At 53.8% G+C, this 18,462-nt stretch carries 17 protein-coding genes; 11 read left to right on the top strand and 6 right to left on the bottom strand.

Features of this window, described 5'->3' with window-relative positions; translation table 11 throughout:
• The first annotated feature begins 31 nt into the window (after positions 1–31).
• The 3 genes from C2M36_RS02140 to C2M36_RS02130 are packed head-to-tail and all read left to right on the top strand — an operon-like array spanning position 32 to position 3,064.
• Entirely contained in the window at positions 32–925 is an 894-nt protein-coding gene (locus C2M36_RS02140) for an acyltransferase (protein ID WP_234399075.1), read from the top strand.
• A 2-nt stretch (positions 926–927) separates the two neighbouring features.
• Entirely contained in the window at positions 928–1,851 is a 924-nt protein-coding gene (locus C2M36_RS02135) for an acyltransferase (protein ID WP_105253502.1), read from the top strand.
• Between the two features lie 19 nt (positions 1,852–1,870).
• Positions 1,871–3,064 carry a mechanosensitive ion channel family protein gene (locus tag C2M36_RS02130; protein ID WP_105253501.1) on the top strand — a complete coding sequence of 398 codons (1,194 nt, stop codon included), beginning with the start codon at positions 1,871–1,873 and terminating at the stop codon, positions 3,062–3,064.
• Between the two features lie 77 nt (positions 3,065–3,141).
• On the opposite strand, the gene chrA is transcribed toward C2M36_RS02130, so the two are convergent.
• Entirely contained in the window at positions 3,142–4,296 is a 1,155-nt protein-coding gene (gene chrA / locus C2M36_RS02125) for a chromate efflux transporter (protein ID WP_105253500.1), read from the bottom strand.
• A gap of 82 nt (positions 4,297–4,378) precedes the next feature.
• On the opposite strand from chrA, the gene C2M36_RS02120 reads away from it, so the two are divergent.
• Together C2M36_RS02120 and C2M36_RS02115 are read left to right on the top strand one after the other, a co-directional pair.
• Positions 4,379–5,155 carry a substrate-binding periplasmic protein gene (locus tag C2M36_RS02120; protein ID WP_234399074.1) on the top strand — a complete coding sequence of 259 codons (777 nt, stop codon included), beginning with the start codon at positions 4,379–4,381 and terminating at the stop codon, positions 5,153–5,155.
• 108 nt (positions 5,156–5,263) lie between these two features.
• Entirely contained in the window at positions 5,264–5,908 is a 645-nt protein-coding gene (locus tag C2M36_RS02115; RefSeq protein ID WP_105253499.1) for an OmpA family protein, read from the top strand.
• Here C2M36_RS02115 and C2M36_RS02110 read toward each other — a convergent pair.
• Positions 5,905–7,683, bottom strand: a complete 1,779-nt coding sequence (locus tag C2M36_RS02110) for an ABC transporter transmembrane domain-containing protein (protein ID WP_105253498.1) — start codon at positions 7,681–7,683, stop codon at positions 5,905–5,907. The genes C2M36_RS02115 and C2M36_RS02110 overlap by 4 nt on opposite strands.
• 180 nt (positions 7,684–7,863) lie before the next feature.
• Between C2M36_RS02110 and C2M36_RS02105 the strand changes: the two genes are divergently transcribed.
• The 3 genes from C2M36_RS02105 (at position 7,864) to C2M36_RS02095 (ending at position 10,636) form a co-directional block, all read left to right on the top strand.
• Positions 7,864–9,546, top strand: coding sequence for a hypothetical protein (locus C2M36_RS02105; RefSeq protein WP_105253497.1), 1,683 nt, complete (start codon positions 7,864–7,866; stop codon positions 9,544–9,546).
• Positions 9,547–9,624: 78 nt separating this feature from the next.
• Positions 9,625–10,029 (top strand): DUF3224 domain-containing protein, encoded by a 405-nt coding sequence (locus tag C2M36_RS02100; RefSeq protein WP_105253496.1) that lies wholly within the window; start codon positions 9,625–9,627, stop codon positions 10,027–10,029.
• Positions 10,022–10,636 carry a PH domain-containing protein gene (locus tag C2M36_RS02095; RefSeq protein WP_105253495.1) on the top strand — a complete coding sequence of 205 codons (615 nt, stop codon included), beginning with the start codon at positions 10,022–10,024 and terminating at the stop codon, positions 10,634–10,636. Before C2M36_RS02100 ends, C2M36_RS02095 begins: the two co-directional genes overlap by 8 nt.
• Here C2M36_RS02095 and C2M36_RS02090 read toward each other — a convergent pair.
• The 3 genes from C2M36_RS02090 to C2M36_RS02080 form a co-directional block, all read right to left on the bottom strand.
• A complete protein-coding gene (locus tag C2M36_RS02090; RefSeq protein ID WP_105253494.1) occupies positions 10,633–12,423 on the bottom strand; it encodes an alkaline phosphatase D family protein in 1,791 nt (596 codons plus the stop codon). The two genes, C2M36_RS02095 and C2M36_RS02090, sit on opposite strands and share 4 nt — an antisense overlap.
• Before the next feature lie 75 nt (positions 12,424–12,498).
• A complete protein-coding gene (locus C2M36_RS02085; RefSeq protein WP_105253493.1) occupies positions 12,499–12,843 on the bottom strand; it encodes a rhodanese-like domain-containing protein in 345 nt (114 codons plus the stop codon).
• Between the two features lies 1 nt (position 12,844).
• A complete protein-coding gene (locus C2M36_RS02080; protein ID WP_105189454.1) occupies positions 12,845–13,033 on the bottom strand; it encodes a YgaP family membrane protein in 189 nt (62 codons plus the stop codon).
• A 148-nt stretch (positions 13,034–13,181) separates the two neighbouring features.
• Here C2M36_RS02080 and C2M36_RS02075 point away from each other — a divergent pair, with 148 nt between their 5' ends.
• From C2M36_RS02075 to C2M36_RS02065, 3 genes are read left to right on the top strand one after another with little or no spacing between them, the layout of a single operon-like run.
• On the top strand, positions 13,182–13,469 hold the full coding sequence (locus C2M36_RS02075) for an ArsR/SmtB family transcription factor (protein ID WP_233998397.1): 288 nt from the start codon (positions 13,182–13,184) through the stop codon (positions 13,467–13,469).
• 3 nt (positions 13,470–13,472) lie between these two features.
• On the top strand, positions 13,473–16,742 hold the full coding sequence (locus C2M36_RS02070) for an efflux RND transporter permease subunit (protein WP_105253492.1): 3,270 nt from the start codon (positions 13,473–13,475) through the stop codon (positions 16,740–16,742).
• Entirely contained in the window at positions 16,732–17,787 is a 1,056-nt protein-coding gene (locus C2M36_RS02065) for an efflux RND transporter periplasmic adaptor subunit (protein ID WP_158678839.1), read from the top strand. Before C2M36_RS02070 ends, C2M36_RS02065 begins: the two co-directional genes overlap by 11 nt.
• On the opposite strand, the gene C2M36_RS02060 is transcribed toward C2M36_RS02065, so the two are convergent.
• Positions 17,782–18,459, bottom strand: a complete 678-nt coding sequence (locus C2M36_RS02060) for a nitroreductase family protein (RefSeq protein ID WP_105253490.1) — start codon at positions 18,457–18,459, stop codon at positions 17,782–17,784. The two genes, C2M36_RS02065 and C2M36_RS02060, sit on opposite strands and share 6 nt — an antisense overlap.
• Positions 18,460–18,462 lie beyond the last annotated feature (3 nt).

The raw sequence follows: 18,462 nt of genomic DNA, 5'->3' as shown, positions 1-18,462 counted from the left end.
CTTGTTTTTTATACCCAATAGGAAAGTTGTTTTGCGTGCAGTGGTTGCTTTAGTTCGGCAAATTTTGAGTATTGGCTTATATACCCTGAACACCTTATTTTGGTTTCTCCCCATAGTTCTGTGTGGTGTGCTAAAACTGATCCCCATTAAGCCCTGGCAAAAGGCCATGAGTGCCTTAGCGAAAACCCTGGCCAGCTTCTGGGTTGCCTGTAATTCCATAAACCAAAAACTGATCACTCCCTATAAACTGACGGTGACCGGCCTAGAACAGTTACGCAAAAAAGACTGGTACCTGTTGGTTGCCAATCACCAAAGCTGGGTCGATATCCTGGTCATGCAGCGCATTTTTCGGGGCCGAATCCCATTTTTGAACTTCTTTTTGAAAAAAGAACTGCTGTATGTGCCATTTTTGGGCCTGGCTTGGTGGGCGCTGGATTTTCCCTTTATGAAACGAACCAGCAAGTCGCAGTTGAAGAAAAACCCTAAATTGCGTGGCAAAGACATAGAAACCACACGCAAGGCCTGTGAAAAGTTTAAGGAAATGCCGGTGTCCATCGTCAACTTTGTTGAGGGGACTCGCTACACAGACGCCAAGCATCAGCGCCAAAACAGCCCATTCAATCATTTGCTTAAGCCCAAGGCTGGTGGTATCGCTTTTGTGTTGCAGGCCATGGGTGAGCAGATCAGTAAAATAGTGAATGTCACCATTCATTACCCGGGCGGTATCCCTACCTTTATGGATTTTGCCGGGGGTAAGGTGAAAGAGGTGGTGGTGCATGTTGAGGTGCGCCCGCTGGACACGCAACTGATCGGTGACTATAGCAACGACAGTGCATTTCGCGTAGAGTTTCAGCAACATCTTAACGCCATCTGGCAAGAAAAAGACTCGACCCTGAAGCAGTTAGTGCAGCAGAATAGGAACTAATTATGCTGAAACGATTATTACCCAAATGGTTAGTAGGGAGTCTGGCCACCTGTTTATTGTTGCTCAATACCTTGGTTTGGGGAGTGATCGTCTCAGTCCTGGGGCTGATTAAATTTATCCTGCCGTTTTATGCCACCACTGTGGTGTTGCATTGGGCTTACACAGGTTGGCGCCTAGGCAATCGTCTGGCGTTGCAACTGGGCTGCGAGCGCTTTAGTGTGCGCTTCGATGGTGAGGTCGACCCCAAGGCCTGGTATCTGCTTATTGCCAATCATCTGAGCTGGCTCGATATTGTTGTGCTCAGCGCCGTGACCGAGCTGCCGGCGCCGAAGTTTTTCCTTAAGGACGAACTAAAATACGTGCCTTTTATCGGCAGCGGTGCCTGGGCCATGGGCATGCCCTTTATGAAACGGGCCAGCAAGGAGCAGATCGCCAAGAACCCCAAGTTAAAAGGCATGGATGTGGAGCGCACCAAGCGCAGTTGTCATAATTTCAAGCAATACCCGTCCTGTATCGTTAATTTTGTTGAGGGCTCACGCTTTACCCCGGGTAAGAAGCAGCGCCAACTTAGTCCGTTTGAGTATTTGCTAAAACCCAAGGCCGGCGGTATCGCCTTTGCCTTGCAGGTTTTAGGGGAGCAGTTTGACGGCTTGCTGGATGCCACACTATGCTATCAATCACAGGGAACCCATATCTGTCGTGATTTTATGCTGGGGCGTCTGACGCAGATAGATTTATTGGTCAATGTGCGCGACATAGCTCCTCAGCTGATCGGTGACTATCAGCAAGACAAGGCGTTTCGCGTGGGGTTCCAACAACAATTAAACGAGATTTGGCAGGCCAAGGATGCGCTTATCGCCCAGCAACAAGCACCCATAGCCACGGCCGACTGCGCCAAAGTAGTCGATAACGCAGGAAAGGTATAGCCTAAGGTGTAACTCAGGTATGACCCAAAGTCATTTACAAAAATTGCTTAAGCCCTTATTCGCCGACACCGAGCGCGCGGAGCTATTAAGTACGATTTCAGCGGCGGGGATTGGTCTGTTGGCCATTATCCTGTTGTACTTCTTTCTCAGTAGTTTAATGCTGCCGGCGCTGCAAAGCGTGATGATGCGCATAGCGCCACAGCGCACCTCGGCCTTGAAGCCGCTATTGATTAAATTGAACCGTCGTTTGGCCGGATTTATTTGCTGTGTCGCCTTTTTGGCTTCCTTTCAAACCGTGGTTCAAATCCCCGAGCTTTACCTGGACATAGTGCACAGCTGCGTGAAGATTCTGCTGATTGTTTACGGTGGCTTTATTGTCAGCAGCCTGGTGAGTATTGGCGGCGCTATTTACAACCAATTCGAATTCTCTCGCGAGGTACCGATTCAGGGTCTAATCCAGCTGGTGAAGCTGATCACCTTTATCATCTGTGCCATTTTAATTTTTGCCCTGCTGCTGGAGCGCTCGCCTACCTATATTATTTCCGGCTTCGGTGCCATTGCCGCGGTAACCATGTTGGTGTTTAAGGACACCATCTTGGGCTTTGTGGCCAGCATCCAGATAGCGGCCAACCGCTTGGTCACCTATGGTGACTGGATTCAGGTAGACAGTTATGGCGCCGATGGCGAGGTGATCGACCTGGGTTTGAATACCGTGAAGGTGCGCAACTGGGATAACACCATCACCACCTTACCCACCTACACTTTGGTCTCCGGCTCGTTTAAAAACTGGCGCGGCATGCAGGAGTCCGGTGGTCGTCGTATCAAGCGCTCGTTAAACATTGATATGAACAGCATCCGCATTGCCGATGAGGAGCTGCAGCAAAGCATCAACGACACATTGCAATTGCCCGACTATATCAATACCTCGTCCTTGCCCGATAAGGTCACTAACCTGGGACTATTCCGCCGCTATGCCGAGGGCTATTTGAAACAGCACGACCGTATCAATAAGGACCTCACCCTGATGGTGCGTGAATTACAGCCCCTGAATCATGGTCTGCCCATTGAATTTTATTGTTTTAGTGCCGACAAACGGTGGATTTCCTATGAGCATATTCAGGCGGAAATTATGGACCACCTGTTGGCGGTATTGCCCATCTTCGCACTCAAGCCTTATCAGAGTGTGAGCGGGCAAATGAATGGCTCCAGCTAAGCGATTGTCTTAAGCATTAAACTAAAAAGCCCGGCTCGCCGGGCTTTTTAGTTGCGCATTTCAAAAACTCAGCCTCATCAGTGCGGCAATTGTTCTAACAGCAGCCCCAATGCCGCAAACGCGGCGATAAGCATCAGCACCGGCGGCTTAAAGCGTTGTAGCAGCCACCATCCCAAGGCAACAAAGGCGATATACCACCACTGGGTTACACCGGCGGGAATAATGGGGTTATAGAGTGCCGCTAGGATAAAACCGACCACGGTCGCATTGATCGCGGTGCTAACGCCGGCCAGCACTGGGTTGCTCATCAGCGCTTGCCAATGGCGGGCACAGCCCAGCACCAACAAAAAGCCCGGGAGAAAAATGGCCAGTGTGGCTATCAAGGCACCTAATAAGGGAGTGGATGGCGTCAGGACCGCACCGAGATAAGTCGCAAAGGTAAACATGGGGCCAGGAATGGCCTGTGCCGCAGCATAACCGGTTAAAAAGCTATCGGCATCGACATCGGTCAAAATGGTATCGAGTAGGGGCAGGACCACATGGCCGCCGCCAAATACCAGGGATCCGGCTTGATAAAACTGGGCGCTTAACTGCCACAGTCCACCTGTGGCGGCGAAACTCACGACAAACAGCAGGGCAAAAAGCAGCAGCGGTAGTTTGCTCAGGCCGCCCGCTTGTTTTGGTGCCTGGGCATTTGCGTCGGCGCTAAAGGGTTGTAACCGCCACGCTCCCCAGCTTGCCGCCAGCACTAAGATCAGCAGTTGGGTATAGAGGCTGGGTAACAGAATCAAGGCACCGGCGCTGAGTAACGCCAGCGCTCGCGTATGCCAGGTGCGGCAGAAGCTCTTGCTCATGGTAAATACCGCATCGGCGACGATCACCACGGCGAACAGTTTCAGCCCGGTGATAAGGCCTCCGGTGGCCCAGGGTAATTGTTGTGCTCCCAGTGCCAGGAGCACCATGATCAACATGGAGGGCAGGGTAAAACCGATAAAGGCGGCAATACCCCCGGCTAATCCGGCACGTTCAACGCCGATGGCAAAGCCCACCTGCGAGCTGCCCGGTCCGGGCAGTAATTGGCTCAGGGAAATAAAATGCCCATACTGCTGTTGCGTCAGCCACTTTTTATTTTCCACAAAGTGACGTTGGAAGTAGCCCAGGTGTGCCGCAGGGCCGCCGAAGCTGGTGCAGCCTAGCAAGAGGAACTGATAAAAGATGGATAACAATTTCATTGTTTCATTATATTTAGAGCTTATGTAGATTATGTGACACTATAGAGGTGTTCTACTTGGTTGCAACAGCATTGAGGTTGTTATGATGCGCGCATGGTTCTGGGTGCCATTAATATTATTACTTTCTACCCCCATGGCCGGTGCGCAAGTGAGCACCATCACCGTCGCCATAGATCATGCTCCCCCATACAGTGACACCGATGGCCCGGAGCCTCGCGGTCTGCTGCTTGATATCCTGGCTCCTATCGCCGCTGAGCTTGGGCTTGAAGTGCGGGTGGTCCCTTGTCCCTTTTCACGCTGTGTGCATATGCTGGAGCAAAATGAGGTCGATATCATGGGCGGCCTTATTCGCACCAAACAGCGCGAGCAAGGGTTGACCTTTGTCACGCCCGCCTACATGGCACTGCACTCGTCCTTTCGCTTTTACTCGTTGCGCGCCAGTGATCTCGACATCACCGACTACGAAGATCTCCATGGCAAACGCATCGCCGTGATGCGCGGGGCGGCGCACTTTGCCCGTTTCGACAAAGATTCGGACATCATCAAGGTACCGGTGACCTCGGAGCAGGTGGCGGTGCAAATGTTGTTGAAGAAGCGGGTGGATTTATTTATCGGTGTTGAAGAGACCGCCGATCACGCCATGAGTATCTTGCAGCAGCCCGTGCACCAACTGATCAAGCAGCCCTATCACTTTCAAGACTCTATTTTTGGGCATATGGCCTACAGCAGAGACTTTGCCAGCAGCATCAGGGCGAAACAAATAACTTCCCTTTATCGTTCTATGGCTGAACAAGGTCGGCTCACGGAGTTGGTTAAGCCTTATGCACTGCCGCCCATCCAAGGTCACTCAGAGCAATAAAATCATTGAAATTAGTGCAATAAGTGCTTTTTGCTGGCACCATTTTAACCGTCAGTTCATGCAAATCTGTTACCATCACGGAATAGGATTAATATAGGAAAATAAATCATGGCTAAACGAGTAAACACTTTGACTCCTGTTGTGGCGCTAACTTCTGTGGCGTTGTTGTTAACGGGCTGTCAGGCAACCAATACGCAAAAAGGGGCAGGGATCGGTGCCGGTGTCGGTGCGGTATTAGGTAAAGCCACAGGCGACCATGACGATAAGCGTATCTTCATTGGTGCCGCAATCGGTGCGCTAGCGGGTGCCGCGGTAGGTAACTACATGGATAACCAAGAGCAGGCTTTTCGTGATGAGCTTGCCGGTTCAGGTGTTGAAGTAGTACGTGAGGGCGACAACATTCGCCTGGTTATGCCTTCAAACATTACCTTTGCCACCGAGCAGTCGTACATCTCAAGCGGTTTTCACGACACCTTGAATGCCATCGCCAGCGTGATGAACAAGTACGAGAAAACTTACCTGAGTGTACAGGGTCACACCGACAGCACGGGCGCCAGCGCATACAACCAGAACCTGTCTGAGCAGCGTGCGCTAAGCGTGAAAAATTACCTGGTGAACAGTCAAATCCTGCCGGCGCGTATCAGCACTCAAGGTTTTGGTGAAAGCCGTCCTATCGCCGACAACAGCACGGCCAATGGCCGCGCCCTAAACCGTCGTGTAGAAATCCAAATCGTACCTAACGTACAAAACTAAGCGGAGGCACTGGGCTGATTAAACTGCAGCTCACACAGCTTCTGATACAGCGGCGATTGTTGCATTAAGCTTGCATGATCGCCGCTGGCAACCACCTTCCCCTGATCCATTACCACAATACGATCGGCGTGCATCACGGTACTTAAGCGATGGGCGATGATCAGCGTTGTGCGCGATTTCATCAGCTCGGTTAAAGCCGCCTGCACATGGTATTCACTTTGCGCGTCGAGGGCGCTGGTGGCCTCGTCGAGTAACAGGATATCCGGATCCTTGAGTATGGCCCTGGCAATGGCGATACGCTGTTTTTGCCCGCCGGATAAACGCACCCCGCGCTCCCCTAAAAAGCTGTGATAGCCATCCGGCAGCTGCTTGATAAATTCATCGGCATAGGCCTGCTTGGCGGCGGCGCTGACCTCGTCCTGCGTAGCTCCTTCCTTGCCGTAGGCGATATTGTGATAAACATCGGCGCTGAATAACACAGGGTGCTGAGCCACCATGGCCATTTGTTCGCGAATATCATGCAGGGTGAGGTCACGGATGTCCGTGCCATGCAGGCGAATGCTGCCGCCACTGACATCGTAAAAACGTTGCAGTAATTCAAATAAGGTGCTTTTACCGGCGCCGGAAGGGCCGACTATGGCCACTGTCTCGCCCTGAGCTATGTCTAAGTTAAAGGCCGATAAGGCGCTTTGCTGCGGGCGCGAGGGATAATGAAAGCTGACGTCGTTAAACTCGATCACTTTAGTCTGGATTTGGGCATCCAACGACTGCGGCTGTGCCGGGTCAATAATATCGCTTTGCACCTCAAGTAATTCGAGCAGGCGTTTGGCCGCGCCGGCGGCCCGTTGCAGCTCACCATAAATTTCCGCCACCGTGCCCACCGCCATGGCCACAACGATGGCGTAAAACACAAAGGCGGCCAGCTCACCGCCGGACATCTGCCCGCTCAGCACATCGACACCGCCGCTGTAGAGCATAAAGCTGATGCCGGAAAAGCTGATAAAGATCACAAAGGCGATAAGAAAAGAGCGTTGCATAATACGTTTTTTGGCCACTGCGAAGGCCTTATCAACCTCGCCATCGAAGGCGGCCAGCTCACTGCCTTGGCGATTAAAGCTGTGCACCGTTTTAATGTTTTGCATCACCTCGCCGGCATAGGTGCTGATATCGGCGATGGCATCCTGTGAGCTGCTGGCCAGGGTGCGTACCCGGCGGCCAAAGAGCTTCATGGGCAGCAGCACCATGGGCACACATAAGAGCACGATCAGGGTGAGTTTTACATTGGTAATAAAGAGCATAATGACGCCGCCAATCAGCATCAGGGTGCTGCGCAGGGCCATGGATAATGACGAGCCGACTATGCTTTGCAGCAAGGTGGTGTCCGTGGTCAGGCGCGACATGATCTCGCCGCTGCGATTTTCTTCAAAATAACTGGGATGCAAAGCAAGAATACGGGCAAACACCGCTTTACGGAGATCGCTGCTGACTCGCTCGCCAAGCCAGGACATCAGGTAAAAGCGGCAAAAGATGCCTACCGCCAGCAGGGTGATTAAGCCAATCAATAACAACACCGAGCCGCGCAGCTGTTCCATGGAGCCGGCGATAAAGCCCTGATCTATCACCTGTTTTAAGCCCTGACCCAGGGACAGGTTTATACCGGCGGTGAGCACCAGGGCAAACAGCGCCGCCGCGACCACCCATTTGTAAGGCAAGAGAAAGCGGAAAATCGGTCGTAAGTGACGCAATGCACTTTTTTCGGTATTGGATGCAGTCATGGCAGTCCCAGGTTGAATTATCCATTTGAGTGTAACAGAGCAAGGTGGCAGTGAATATACGCCCAGGCGACCCGCAATTGTCGCATCAGAGCGGCGTAAGCAAATGTAATAACGCTTTTTATTTTTACGACTAAGCTTTAATGGTTATCAATTTAAAATCAACTAATAAAAAGGAATATAATGAAGCAGATAACCCCTGCATCCCGTGCCCTGTGTGCGTTTGCGGCCGCCCTGTCCCTGACCAGCACAGCGGCGCTGGCCGATTGGCGTAACGACCCCATTTATAATCAGCAATATCAATCCATCAATACCTGTCAGGGCCAGTATCCCAGTTATTGGCAGGACCCGAATTTTCAGCAAATGTGGGCGGGGCAGACATTGACCAATGTACCCAACCAGGCCTATAACGGCCCGGTTTTTCAGCTATCCGATGCCTTTCCCGCTCAGCCGGTTGACGATAAACAAGCGCAGGCTTGGCGGGATAAACGTTTCGATGCTCTGTTTGCCGAGAGTACCAGCGCCAAAGACAAGTATAAGCTGGCACTTGCCTACAGTGAGGCGGTGATGGATTATATTCTCGCCGGCAATGTGCAGCGCCAGGGTCGGGAAGACTTCGATGTGTGTGAAAACCAAGTGCGCCCCTGGTTCCATATGCCGTTTCAAACCTATGATGCCATGTCGGGGCGGGAGTTTACCCATGGCTTAACCCGTGAAGCACCGGTGACCTTCTCGGTGCAGGCGGGTACCGGCACCGATCAGTCCACCATGTGGGCGGTGGCCATTTACAATGCGACCGCCGCTTATACCCTAGGGCAAGTATGGCAAGACGGCGGTGCTCAGGTGCCAAGCGAAAACATTCGTTTTGATGAGGGCGCGGTGATCGCTAAGCCGTTATTTAATACCTCGACCGTGGCGCAGTTGCCGATATTGACCAATATGCCCAGCTGGGACGCCAATATTTCCGATCCGGCCTTTTGCGCCTGTAAGCCCAGCGATAATACGCGTCACGAGTGTACCTTGCAGGAAGAAAGTCAGCAATGTCCGCGCAGTTATGCCCAATGGGGTGATGTCAAACTGCTGCAATTCGATTTTGCTGTCAAAGACAGCCGTGCCCGTGATACCGGTTGGGTGTATGGCACCTTCGTGGCCGATGGCCTGCGTAAAGCGAAAGAGAAAAACCCGTGGCAGCGCATCAGCCTGCTTGGCATGATGTGGGGCAACGACACACCGCCCGCCGGTCACTATGCCATCAGTTACCCTCAGGCCCCCCGTGAAAATGGCTTTCAAGAAGCGGTAATTATTTGGGACAGCGTGGATGAACTGAACAAATACGCCGGTTCAGGACGCATGCGAGCGCCCGGCCATCTGGGCTGCAATCAGCGCCTCAATGGTCCCGCCGATAACAGCAACAGCTCCTGCATGTCCTGCCATGGCACCGCTTCGGTACCGGATAAAAACTTCGATACGCCGCCCTTGTTATCCCAGTTTTCCGGCGATCAAACCCATCAATGTGTGGCGCCGCTGATCAGCAGCACCCGTGCCGGCATAGACAGAGGCGGCGACAGCGCCGAAGTGAAGTACCAGGTGGCGTTTGACACAGTGGATGCGACTTACTTTACCAATGTGGGCGCCGGAGAGCCGTTTAATATGATGGTAGAGAATGAGCAGGGTCAAAAGGTGAACCTGATGCACGACAGCAATGCCCCCAATTATGCCGATGATGATACCAAGCAGTGGCGTTCGCTCGACTACTCACTGCAGATGTCCATCGCCCTGAAACAGTGGCTGCAATGGCAGGCCAACACTCAGCTTGACGCCAAGCAGCGCGCACATATTAAAGAACTGCGACGGAACCTCGAATAAGTATTACAAAGCCCACATTGAACTGTGGGCTTTTTTTATATACTAATAAAAAGAAAACAATCATTAACAGGTTTACTTATGAACGCGATTGGCACCTTTACCGTGACACTCAATCCCCAGGACGCTTATACCACGGGCGTCGATGGCATTAATCTGGGGCGCATGTCGATAGACAAGACCTTTAGCGGCGATCTGCATGGCATTAGTCAGGGGGAGATGCTGAGTGCCATGACAGTGGTGAAAGGCTCCGCTGGCTACGTTGCCATTGAGCAGGTCACCGGCACCCTGGACGGTAGAAAAGGCAGTTTTGTGTTGCAGCACTTCGGCACCATGAATCAGGGCCAGGATAGACTGGTTTTGGAGGTTGTGCCGGACTCAGCCAGCGGCGAGTTGCGTGGCCTGGTTGGGGAGATGCGTATTCGCATAGACCAGGGCGTGCATCATTATGAGTTCGACTACCGTTTGGAGATTAGTGATGAGTAGCGAGACGATTTTAAACACCGCTCAGTTTGACCCCAGAGTAAAGCAATACTGGCTAACGGTCTGGCTGCTGGTGGCCAGTGTGACCCTGTTTGGCATCGTCTTACTGCCCATAGTTGCCGTCCTGGTATGGTGGCTGGGCGGGCGTATTTTGGCGGCCATGTCGGCCACCCTAAGCGAAAAGAAGCTGGTGGTTAAACGGGGCATCTGGGTGCGCGAAGAGAAATCCATTCCGCTGGATAAAATAACCGATGTGGCCATGACCCAAGGTCCCTTGATGCGGGTATTTGGTTTGTATCGCTTAAGTTTTGAAACTGCGGGCCAGTCGGGGCCGGGTGCCTTGGTATCCTTGCTTGGCGTGGTGGATGCACACCTGTTTCGTGAGGCGATTTTAACGCAAAAAGAACGGGCAGCAGAGCAGCAAGGCAATCACAAGGGTGGGCAAAGAGCCGCCCAAGGCGATCAGTCTGAAGGCGAGCAGGCGCTTATGGTACGCCTGCTCGATGCGGTAGAGCGCATAGACGCGCGTTTGGCGCGCCTTGAGCAAGAGCCGAAGGCCACGCCTACGGCATCGTCCGAGACTTCGTCAGGGACTCCGTCAGGGACTTAACTCAGTGGTAGCAGCTGAGGGTTACCTGCCAGCATCTGCAGCTGTTGGCCACGCTCGGCGCTGACCTGGTAGGTGCGTGCCTTAATGGTATCAACGTAATGCCATTGGGCCTGCGCCGCGGTCGCACTGAAGGTCACGGTCAGGAAGCCGCGGTTCACCAGGTTGTTGTAGCTCAGATCATCGATCAGCAGGGCTATCACCTGTTCCATTTGCGCTATGGCTTGCGGGTCTTGCGTATTCAATGACAAATATTCTTCAATACCCGGCGAGGACACCGATGCGGTAGCAAACTCGACTCCGGCGGCCTGATCTCCGGCGATGGGGTTGGCTGCGTCGGTACGCAGGTGTCCCGCCCAGCCATTATGGGTATCACCGGCCAGTACCACCAGGTTTTTCTGTGTCGCCAAGACGGTGCCTAAAATCACTTCCCTTTCATAGGCATAGCCATCCCAGGCATCCAGGTTATAAGGCAATACGGTTTCTACACGAGCACGCTCGGCATCGGTGACGCTGGGATCGCCGGCTAAAATGCGGCCCTTGATCTGTGCCAGCTCGGCAAACAAGGTATTGGCTTGAGCCAGCAAGGGCTCGGTGTCGCCACCTTGAGCCAGGGTGCTTTGCACCGCGGCCAATAACATCATCACCTCGGCGGGCAGATGCATCTTGGTCATCAGCACCTGCTGACCGAGGACTTGCCATTGCTGGTTTGAGTTGGTGATGCCGTCGGTGAGCCAGGTAAGCTGCTCGCCACCGAGCAGGGCTCTGCTCGGGTCGCCAATGGCACTGGCGAAATCGTACTGGCCTGCGGCCGTGGTGAGATCGAAGTCACCGTAACTGAGTTGCTCATCCCGTGCCAAGACGCGGGTATCGAGCATGTACAGAGAAACCAGGTTGCCGAAGTCGAAGCGACGATAGATTTTTTCTTTGTCGGCCACATTGCGTATCGGCATCCATTCAAAATAGGCGCGCAGCGCCTGCATTTTACGCTCTTCGAACGGGCCTTCCGAGTCATCATGGTTTTCGGCACCACTGTGCCAGGTATCATTGCTGATCTCATGGTCGTCCCACACCGTGATAAAGGCGCAATGGCTGTGTGCCGCCTGCAAGTCTGCATCCCGGCGATACAGGGCGTAGCGCTTGCGGTAGTCGCCGAGGGTGAGTATTTCTTCGTTGTTGTCGTTGGCCAGCTCACGGCCAAGGGCGGCTGCGTCTTCACTGGCATAGCCGCCGGCACCATATTCATAGATGTAATCGCCTAAATGCAGAACTGCATCCAGGTTCTCCTGCTTGGCGACTTCGGCATACACATGGAAGTAGCCGGCCGGGTAGTTGGCGCAAGAAAGTACCGCCAGTCTAACCTGATCTATGTCGCCGACGGGCAGGGTTTTACCCTTGCCGATGGCCGAGGTTATGCCATAGGAAATAAAGCGATAGTAGTAGGTGGTATTGGCATCCAGGCCTTGCAGGTCGACCTTAAGGGTAAAGTCGGTATCCGCACTCACCTCGGTTTGGCCATCATGTACCAGGGATTCAAAGTTGGCATCGGTGGCCGCTTGCCATTGTACCTTCACGCTGCTAACCGATGGGTCTTTGGGGGTTACACGAGTCCAGATGATCAGGCTGTCCTCCAGGGGATCGCCGCTGGCAACGCCGTGATCAAAGCTCACCTCTAGGTGTTCTTCGTCATTATCGCCGTCGAATACACAGCCGCTTAAGCCCAAAGATAAAACGGCAGCGCCAAATCCCGCTGCCGAAGCCTTTAAAAAACGTCTACGAGTAAACTGCATTGGTTTGTACCTATTATTTTTTTAATATGCAGAGCTTATCCGACCAGTGTTACTGTTCGGTGACAAGCATGTCAACTAGAAAACGTTGCACACCTCTTCGGCCTTACAGCTGATCACCGTGACATTTTCATAGCCGACGCGAGTGAGCTGCTCGGCGGCCAAGGTGGCGCGGGCGCTACTGGCGCAGTGCAGATAAATGGGACGAGCGGCATCTTTTTCAATTTCCATCAGCTTCATTTCCAACACGCCACGGGGAATATTGATGGCTCCGGTGGCCGCCTTGGTGGCGTGCTCGGCCGGCTCACGCACGTCAATTAAAAGACCGTGGTTTTCGGCCAGCTCCGCCTTGGCTTGTTGCGCATCAACACGGCGCTGCTTGGGGACTATGGTTTTTAGTAAGTCTGGGATTGGGGTGAGCATATTATTCCTCCATGCCTAATTTGCGTAGTAGAGCCATCATTGGGCACCAGCCGGAGAACGCCGATTGGATCAGGTTAACGGCGATAAACGCGGTAAACCACAGCCACATAGGGCCGCCCAGGTAAGTTAACAATAGCGACAATAAAATCATGATGCCAGCGATTAGTCGCAGTGCGGCGGGTATTTTCATGGTGAGCCCCTTGTTGGTAATTTGGTCAATTTAATTATATTAGTAAATGCTAAATTAGCAATAGTTAATATTAGACTTTGCTAATGTTAACTTCTATACTAGTTTTCATACTTCAATTCTCTACCCTCAGGAGAACTCAGTGGACCTGATGAAAATGGCGGACAATGCCGAGCAGGCTCAAGCCTTATTAAAACTGCTGGCCAATAAAAATCGGCTGATGATTCTTTGCTGCCTGCAACAAGGTGAACTCAGCGTCTCCCAGCTTAATGAAAGTGTGCCCTTAAGCCAGTCCGCCTTGTCGCAGCACTTGGCGGTACTGAGGCAGGAGCATATTGTCAGCACTCGGCGCGAAAGTCAGACCATTTACTACCGCTTGTGCAACGACCAGGTGCGGGCCGTGCTCAATACCCTGTACACGCTCTTTTGTGAGGAGTAGGCCATGCGTTGGTTAGATCAGGGCGTGAGGACCAGCCTGGGCGGGCCTTTGCCGCTATTTATCTTTATTATCGCCTTGGTGGCAGGCGCCTTTGCACTGCAGCAAACGCCCCGCGAAGAAGAGCCGCAAATTGTCGTGCCCATGTTCGATATCCTGGTTGATGTCAGCAATATCGAGGCGCCCGAGGTCGAACGCCTGGTCACCGTGGAGCTGGAAAAGCTGCTGGCGCAGATCAAGGGGGTCGAGCATATCTATTCGGCCACCCAAAATGGTGGTCTGGTCAGCACCTTACGTTTCGAGGTGGGTCACTCCCGCGAGCAGGCCCTGATCGACACCTATGCCAAGCTTTATGCCTATCAGGACACCATGCCGGCGGTGGTACGCCAATGGCAGATTAAACCTATCGAAGTGGATGACGTGGCCATCGTCATGCTGGGGCTATACAGCACTGCGCCGCAGCTCTACGACGATTATCAACTGACCCGCATGGCGCAAGAGCTGGCCACCCGATTGCAGCGGCTCGAAGACACCAGTGAAGTTAAGGTGATCACCGGGCGTACCCGCACCGCCAATATCTATCTCGACAGCGCCGCCCTGAATGCCCATAAAACGACGATTGCGGATGTACTTTATGCCTTGAGCGTTGCCAATCAATTACGGGACGTGGGCACGGTCAAGGACGCTCAGGGGCACTGGCGCCTGCAAGTGCAAGGGGGCGATGCCTTGCGCTCCCTCGAGCAGCTTAAGTCCCTAGTGGTCAATGTGGTCAATGGTCAGGCGGTGCGCCTTGATAGCGTTGCCAGCGTAATCGATGGGCCTGGTGAAGCCCGGCATTATCAATGGCTGCAAACCCAGGATGGCCAGCCCCAGTTACCCATGGTCACCCTAAGCGTGGCCAAACAGGCCGGTGCCAATGCGGTGGCTGTGGCCCGCGATGTTCATGAGCTAATGCAGCAGTTGCAAGATGAACTCTTGCCCCCCGAGGTCAAGGTGGTAACGCTGCGAGACTATGGCCAAACCGCCAATGAAAAGGTGAATAACCTGGGGGCCAGCCTGGTATTTGCCATAGTCACCGTGGTGTTATTTATCGGCGTTTTCCTGGGCTGGCGCCCGGCCATAGTGATCGCCTTAGCGCTGCCCATTTGTTACGGCCTGACCTTAAGTTTTGACTGGGCGTTCGGTTACACCATCAACCGGGTGACCCTGTTTGCCTTGATCTTGGCCTTAGGTTTGTTGGTGGATGACCCGATCACCGGCATCGACAACATCAGCCGTTACTTTAGCCATAAAGGCAGTGTGCAGGACAGAATCGTCGCGGCCATGGCGGAAATTCGCACCCCCTTATTGATGTCGACCCTGACCATTATGGTGGCCTTTTTCCCACTCGCCTTTATTACCGGGATGATGGGGCCCTATATGGCACCCATGGCCTTTAACGTGCCGATAAGCGTGGCGCTCTCTACCCTGGTGGCGTTTTTTGTGACCCCCTGGCTGGCGATGAAAATCCTGAAACCCAAGGGCGATGAGGTGGCCGAACAAGCCCAGGCCGCCAATCTCTATACCCGGATGCTGGACTACTTTTTACTGCGTCGCAGCCGCGCCAAGATCATGCTGCTGGTGGTACTGGTCTTGTTTGTGCTCAGCTCCTGTTTGCCACTGCTACGTGCGGTGCCGTTAAAACTATTGCCCTACGACAATAAGAGCGAAGTTCAGGTATTAGTGGATATGCCCGAGGGCACGTCGCTGGAGGATACCGCGGCGCTGCTGAGCAAGGTGCAGGCACTGAGCTGGCAGTTGAACGAGGTGCAAACCATAGCCGCTTATGCCGGTCAGCCATCAAGCATGGACTTTAATGGCATGGTGCGAGGTTATTATCGCCGTGATGGCGAACACCTGGGAGAGTTACGCATCCTGTTGCGCCACAAAACCGAGCGTCAGCATCAATCCCATGCGGTGGTGCTGCGCTTACGTCAGCAGTTGGCACCATTGGCCAATAACGGCATCAGTATCAAGGTGATTGAAGTGCCGCCCGGGCCGCCTGTACTCAGTACCCTGGTCGCCGAAGTGTATGCCGAGCCTTTTGTCACCGAGCAACAGCATCGTCTTGGCGCCGAGTTAATAGCTCAGCGTTTGCGCCAGGAACCCCATGTGGTGGAGGTGGATAGTACCTTGGAGCGTCAGCAGCAACAGCTGCGTTTTGTCACCGACAAAACCAAGGCGGCGCTGTCGGCCTTGAGTACAACCGATGTGGTCGATGCCTTAACGGTGGCGGTGCAGGGCAAGGAGGTCGGTGCTCTGTATGTGACCGAAGAAGCAAAAATGTTGCCCATTCGCGTCTCGCTTCCCTATGCCCAGCGCGACCAGGCTCATTTACTGGCCTTGCAGGTGAAGGGGCAAAGGCAAATTAGCCAGACCAGTAATGATCTTGGTCTGGTAAGTGCACCGCAACCCCTGGTGCCTTTATCCGAGGTCGGTGAGTTTCAGCTGCAACCGCGCCCGCAGGCGATAATGCGCAAGGATTTAAACCGGGTGATCTATGTTACCGCCGAGCTCAACGGACGTACCCCGGCGGAAGTGATCGCCGACGTCAGTGCCGATCAGGGCAGCGAAGATGTGGACACAGTACCATGGCAGCAACGTAGTTTCTTTAGCCCCGGAGGTACCGCATCCTGGCAGTTGCCCCCGGGCGTGGATGTCTCCTTTAGCGGGGAAGGCGAGTGGCGAATTACCATGGATGTCTTTCGCGATATGGGTATTGCCTTTGCCTTTGCCCTGGCGGCCATTTTGGTGCTCTTGCGTGTGCAAACCCGCTCCATGAGTTTGTCCCTGATCATCATGTCGGCCATTCCCTTGACGGTGATCGGCATTATGCCCGGCTTCTGGCTGCTGAATCAGTTTGGCGAGCGTCAGGTCGCCGGTGCCCCTGAGCCGGTGTTATTCACCGCTACGGCCATGATAGGCATGATAGCGCTGGCCGGTATAGTGGTGCGTAACTCACTCATTTTGGTTGAGTTTATTAACCAGGCTCGGGCCCAGGGCATGGCTATTAAGGAGGCATTAGTGACCGCCGGACGAGTGCGTATGCGCCCGGTGTTGTTGACCGCGGGCACCACCTTGTTGGGCAACATAGTGATTGTTTTTGACCCCGTGTTTAGCGGTCTCGCCATCGCCATTATTTTCGGCATTATTGCCTCCACTTTATTTACCTTATTGGTGGTGCCACTAGTGTACTACCTGGTTTTTGCTGATGAGGAACACACGCATGCAACCTAAGTTAGTGATTGTCCTTGTGGTCGGCTTCTTAGTCGCTGCGATTATTTGGTTTTCCGGGGTGCTGGATCAACATCTGGCGCCGGGAACAAAACAGGCGCCCGCGCCCTATAGCGGGCCAACTCAGCGCGTTGGTAGTGAACCTGTGGTCGCTTATGAGGCCGTACCCGGGCAGGTGATTGCCCAGCAAAATACCAAGGTGGCGGCACGGGTAATGGCACAAATTGAGCAAATTACCGTGCGTGCCGGCGATATGGTGGAGCAGGGCCAGGTATTGATCCGTCTCGACGAGCAAGAACTGACCACTCAGTTGCAACAGGCCAAGGCACAGGTGCAGGCGCTGCAGGCGTCGTTTACCCAGGCGCAAAAGCAATTGCAGCGTGCCAAGGAGCTTTTTGCCCAGGGACTTATTGCGCAAAGTGATATCGATGCGGCCACCGCCAATCATGATAATTTATCCGCCAGCTTGCAGCAGGCGAGGCAGCGCCAGCAACAGGCACAAGTAGCCCTGAGTTATGCCACCATTACCGCGCCCATTTCCGGGCGCGTGGTAGAGCGCTTTGCTGAGCCGGGCGACACCGCCACACCGGGGCGCGATTTGCTGGCCATCTATAATCCGCAGCAACTCCAGCTGGAATTTGCGGTGCGTGAGCGCCAGGCGGTCAATCTGCGCTTGGGCGATATGCGTCAGGTGGAGGTCCCGGCCTTGGGTGTCAGCGAGGCCACAGAGCTGGTGGAAATCGTGCCCGCCGCCGACAGCGCCTCGCGCTCGCTGCTGGTGCGCATGGCGGCCCCTGAAAATGCGCAGTTGCTCCCCGGTCTTTACGCCCAGTTACAGCTGCCCTTGCCTCAGCATGAGGCGGTGATGATCTCGCCGCAGTATGTGCACAGCTACGGCCAGCTCGATATGGTCTTAGTTGTGGAGAATCAGCAGCTGGTACGTCGCTATGTGCGTCTTGGACGAGTGATTGGCGAGCAGGTTGAGGTACTCAGCGGCCTGCGCCCAGGCGATGAAATCGCCGTGGAGGCACAGCCCAACCAGCTATAAAAAGGTAGCTATTTCGTCGAGCGACTTTTTCTGCAATGCATGTTCAGGAATGGTCGCATCCTCGCCCGGGTAGCCGGCAATAATCAGCATGTAGGGGCGTTCATTGTCTCTATCGCGTCCGCAAATATCGGTAAGAAAGCTCATGGGCTTGGGTGTATGGGTGAGGGTGGCAAGTCCGCTTCGATGTAAGGCCTGAATTAAAAAGCCGGTGGCTAGGCCCACCGATTCGTGCACATAGTAGTTGGTGCCCTTGTCCTCGCTGTGTATCCCGCCTTTCTTTTGACTGAATACCGCAATCAGCCAGGGTGCATGTTCTAAATAGGGCTTTTGTGGATCCGTTCCCAATGGTTTGAGGGCATCAAGCCACTCCTGGCCGGCCCTGCCTTCGTAGAAAGAACGTTCCAATTGCTCGGCTTGTTCGCGGATCTGCTTTTTGATCTGCGCCGACTCAATGGCAACGAAGTGCCAGGGTTGGTGATTGGCACCGCTGGGCGCGGTCCCCGCGGCTTTGATGCAGGTGGCGATTAGCTCTTTGGCCACCGGGCGGTCACTGAAGCTGCGAATACTGTGGCGGCGTTTTGAGGTTGCCAGAAATTCGTCGGCACGGGCCTGCATTTCAGTTTCAGGAAACTCAATAAAGTCGGTTAAGGGCCGATGTTCATGGGGTTGCATGGG

The organism is Pseudoalteromonas sp. T1lg75 (assembly GCF_002964705.1).
Lineage (GTDB): Bacteria > Pseudomonadota > Gammaproteobacteria > Enterobacterales > Alteromonadaceae > Pseudoalteromonas.
Note: the sequence above shows the minus strand (reverse complement) of the source record. Positions and strands in the feature narration are given on the sequence as shown.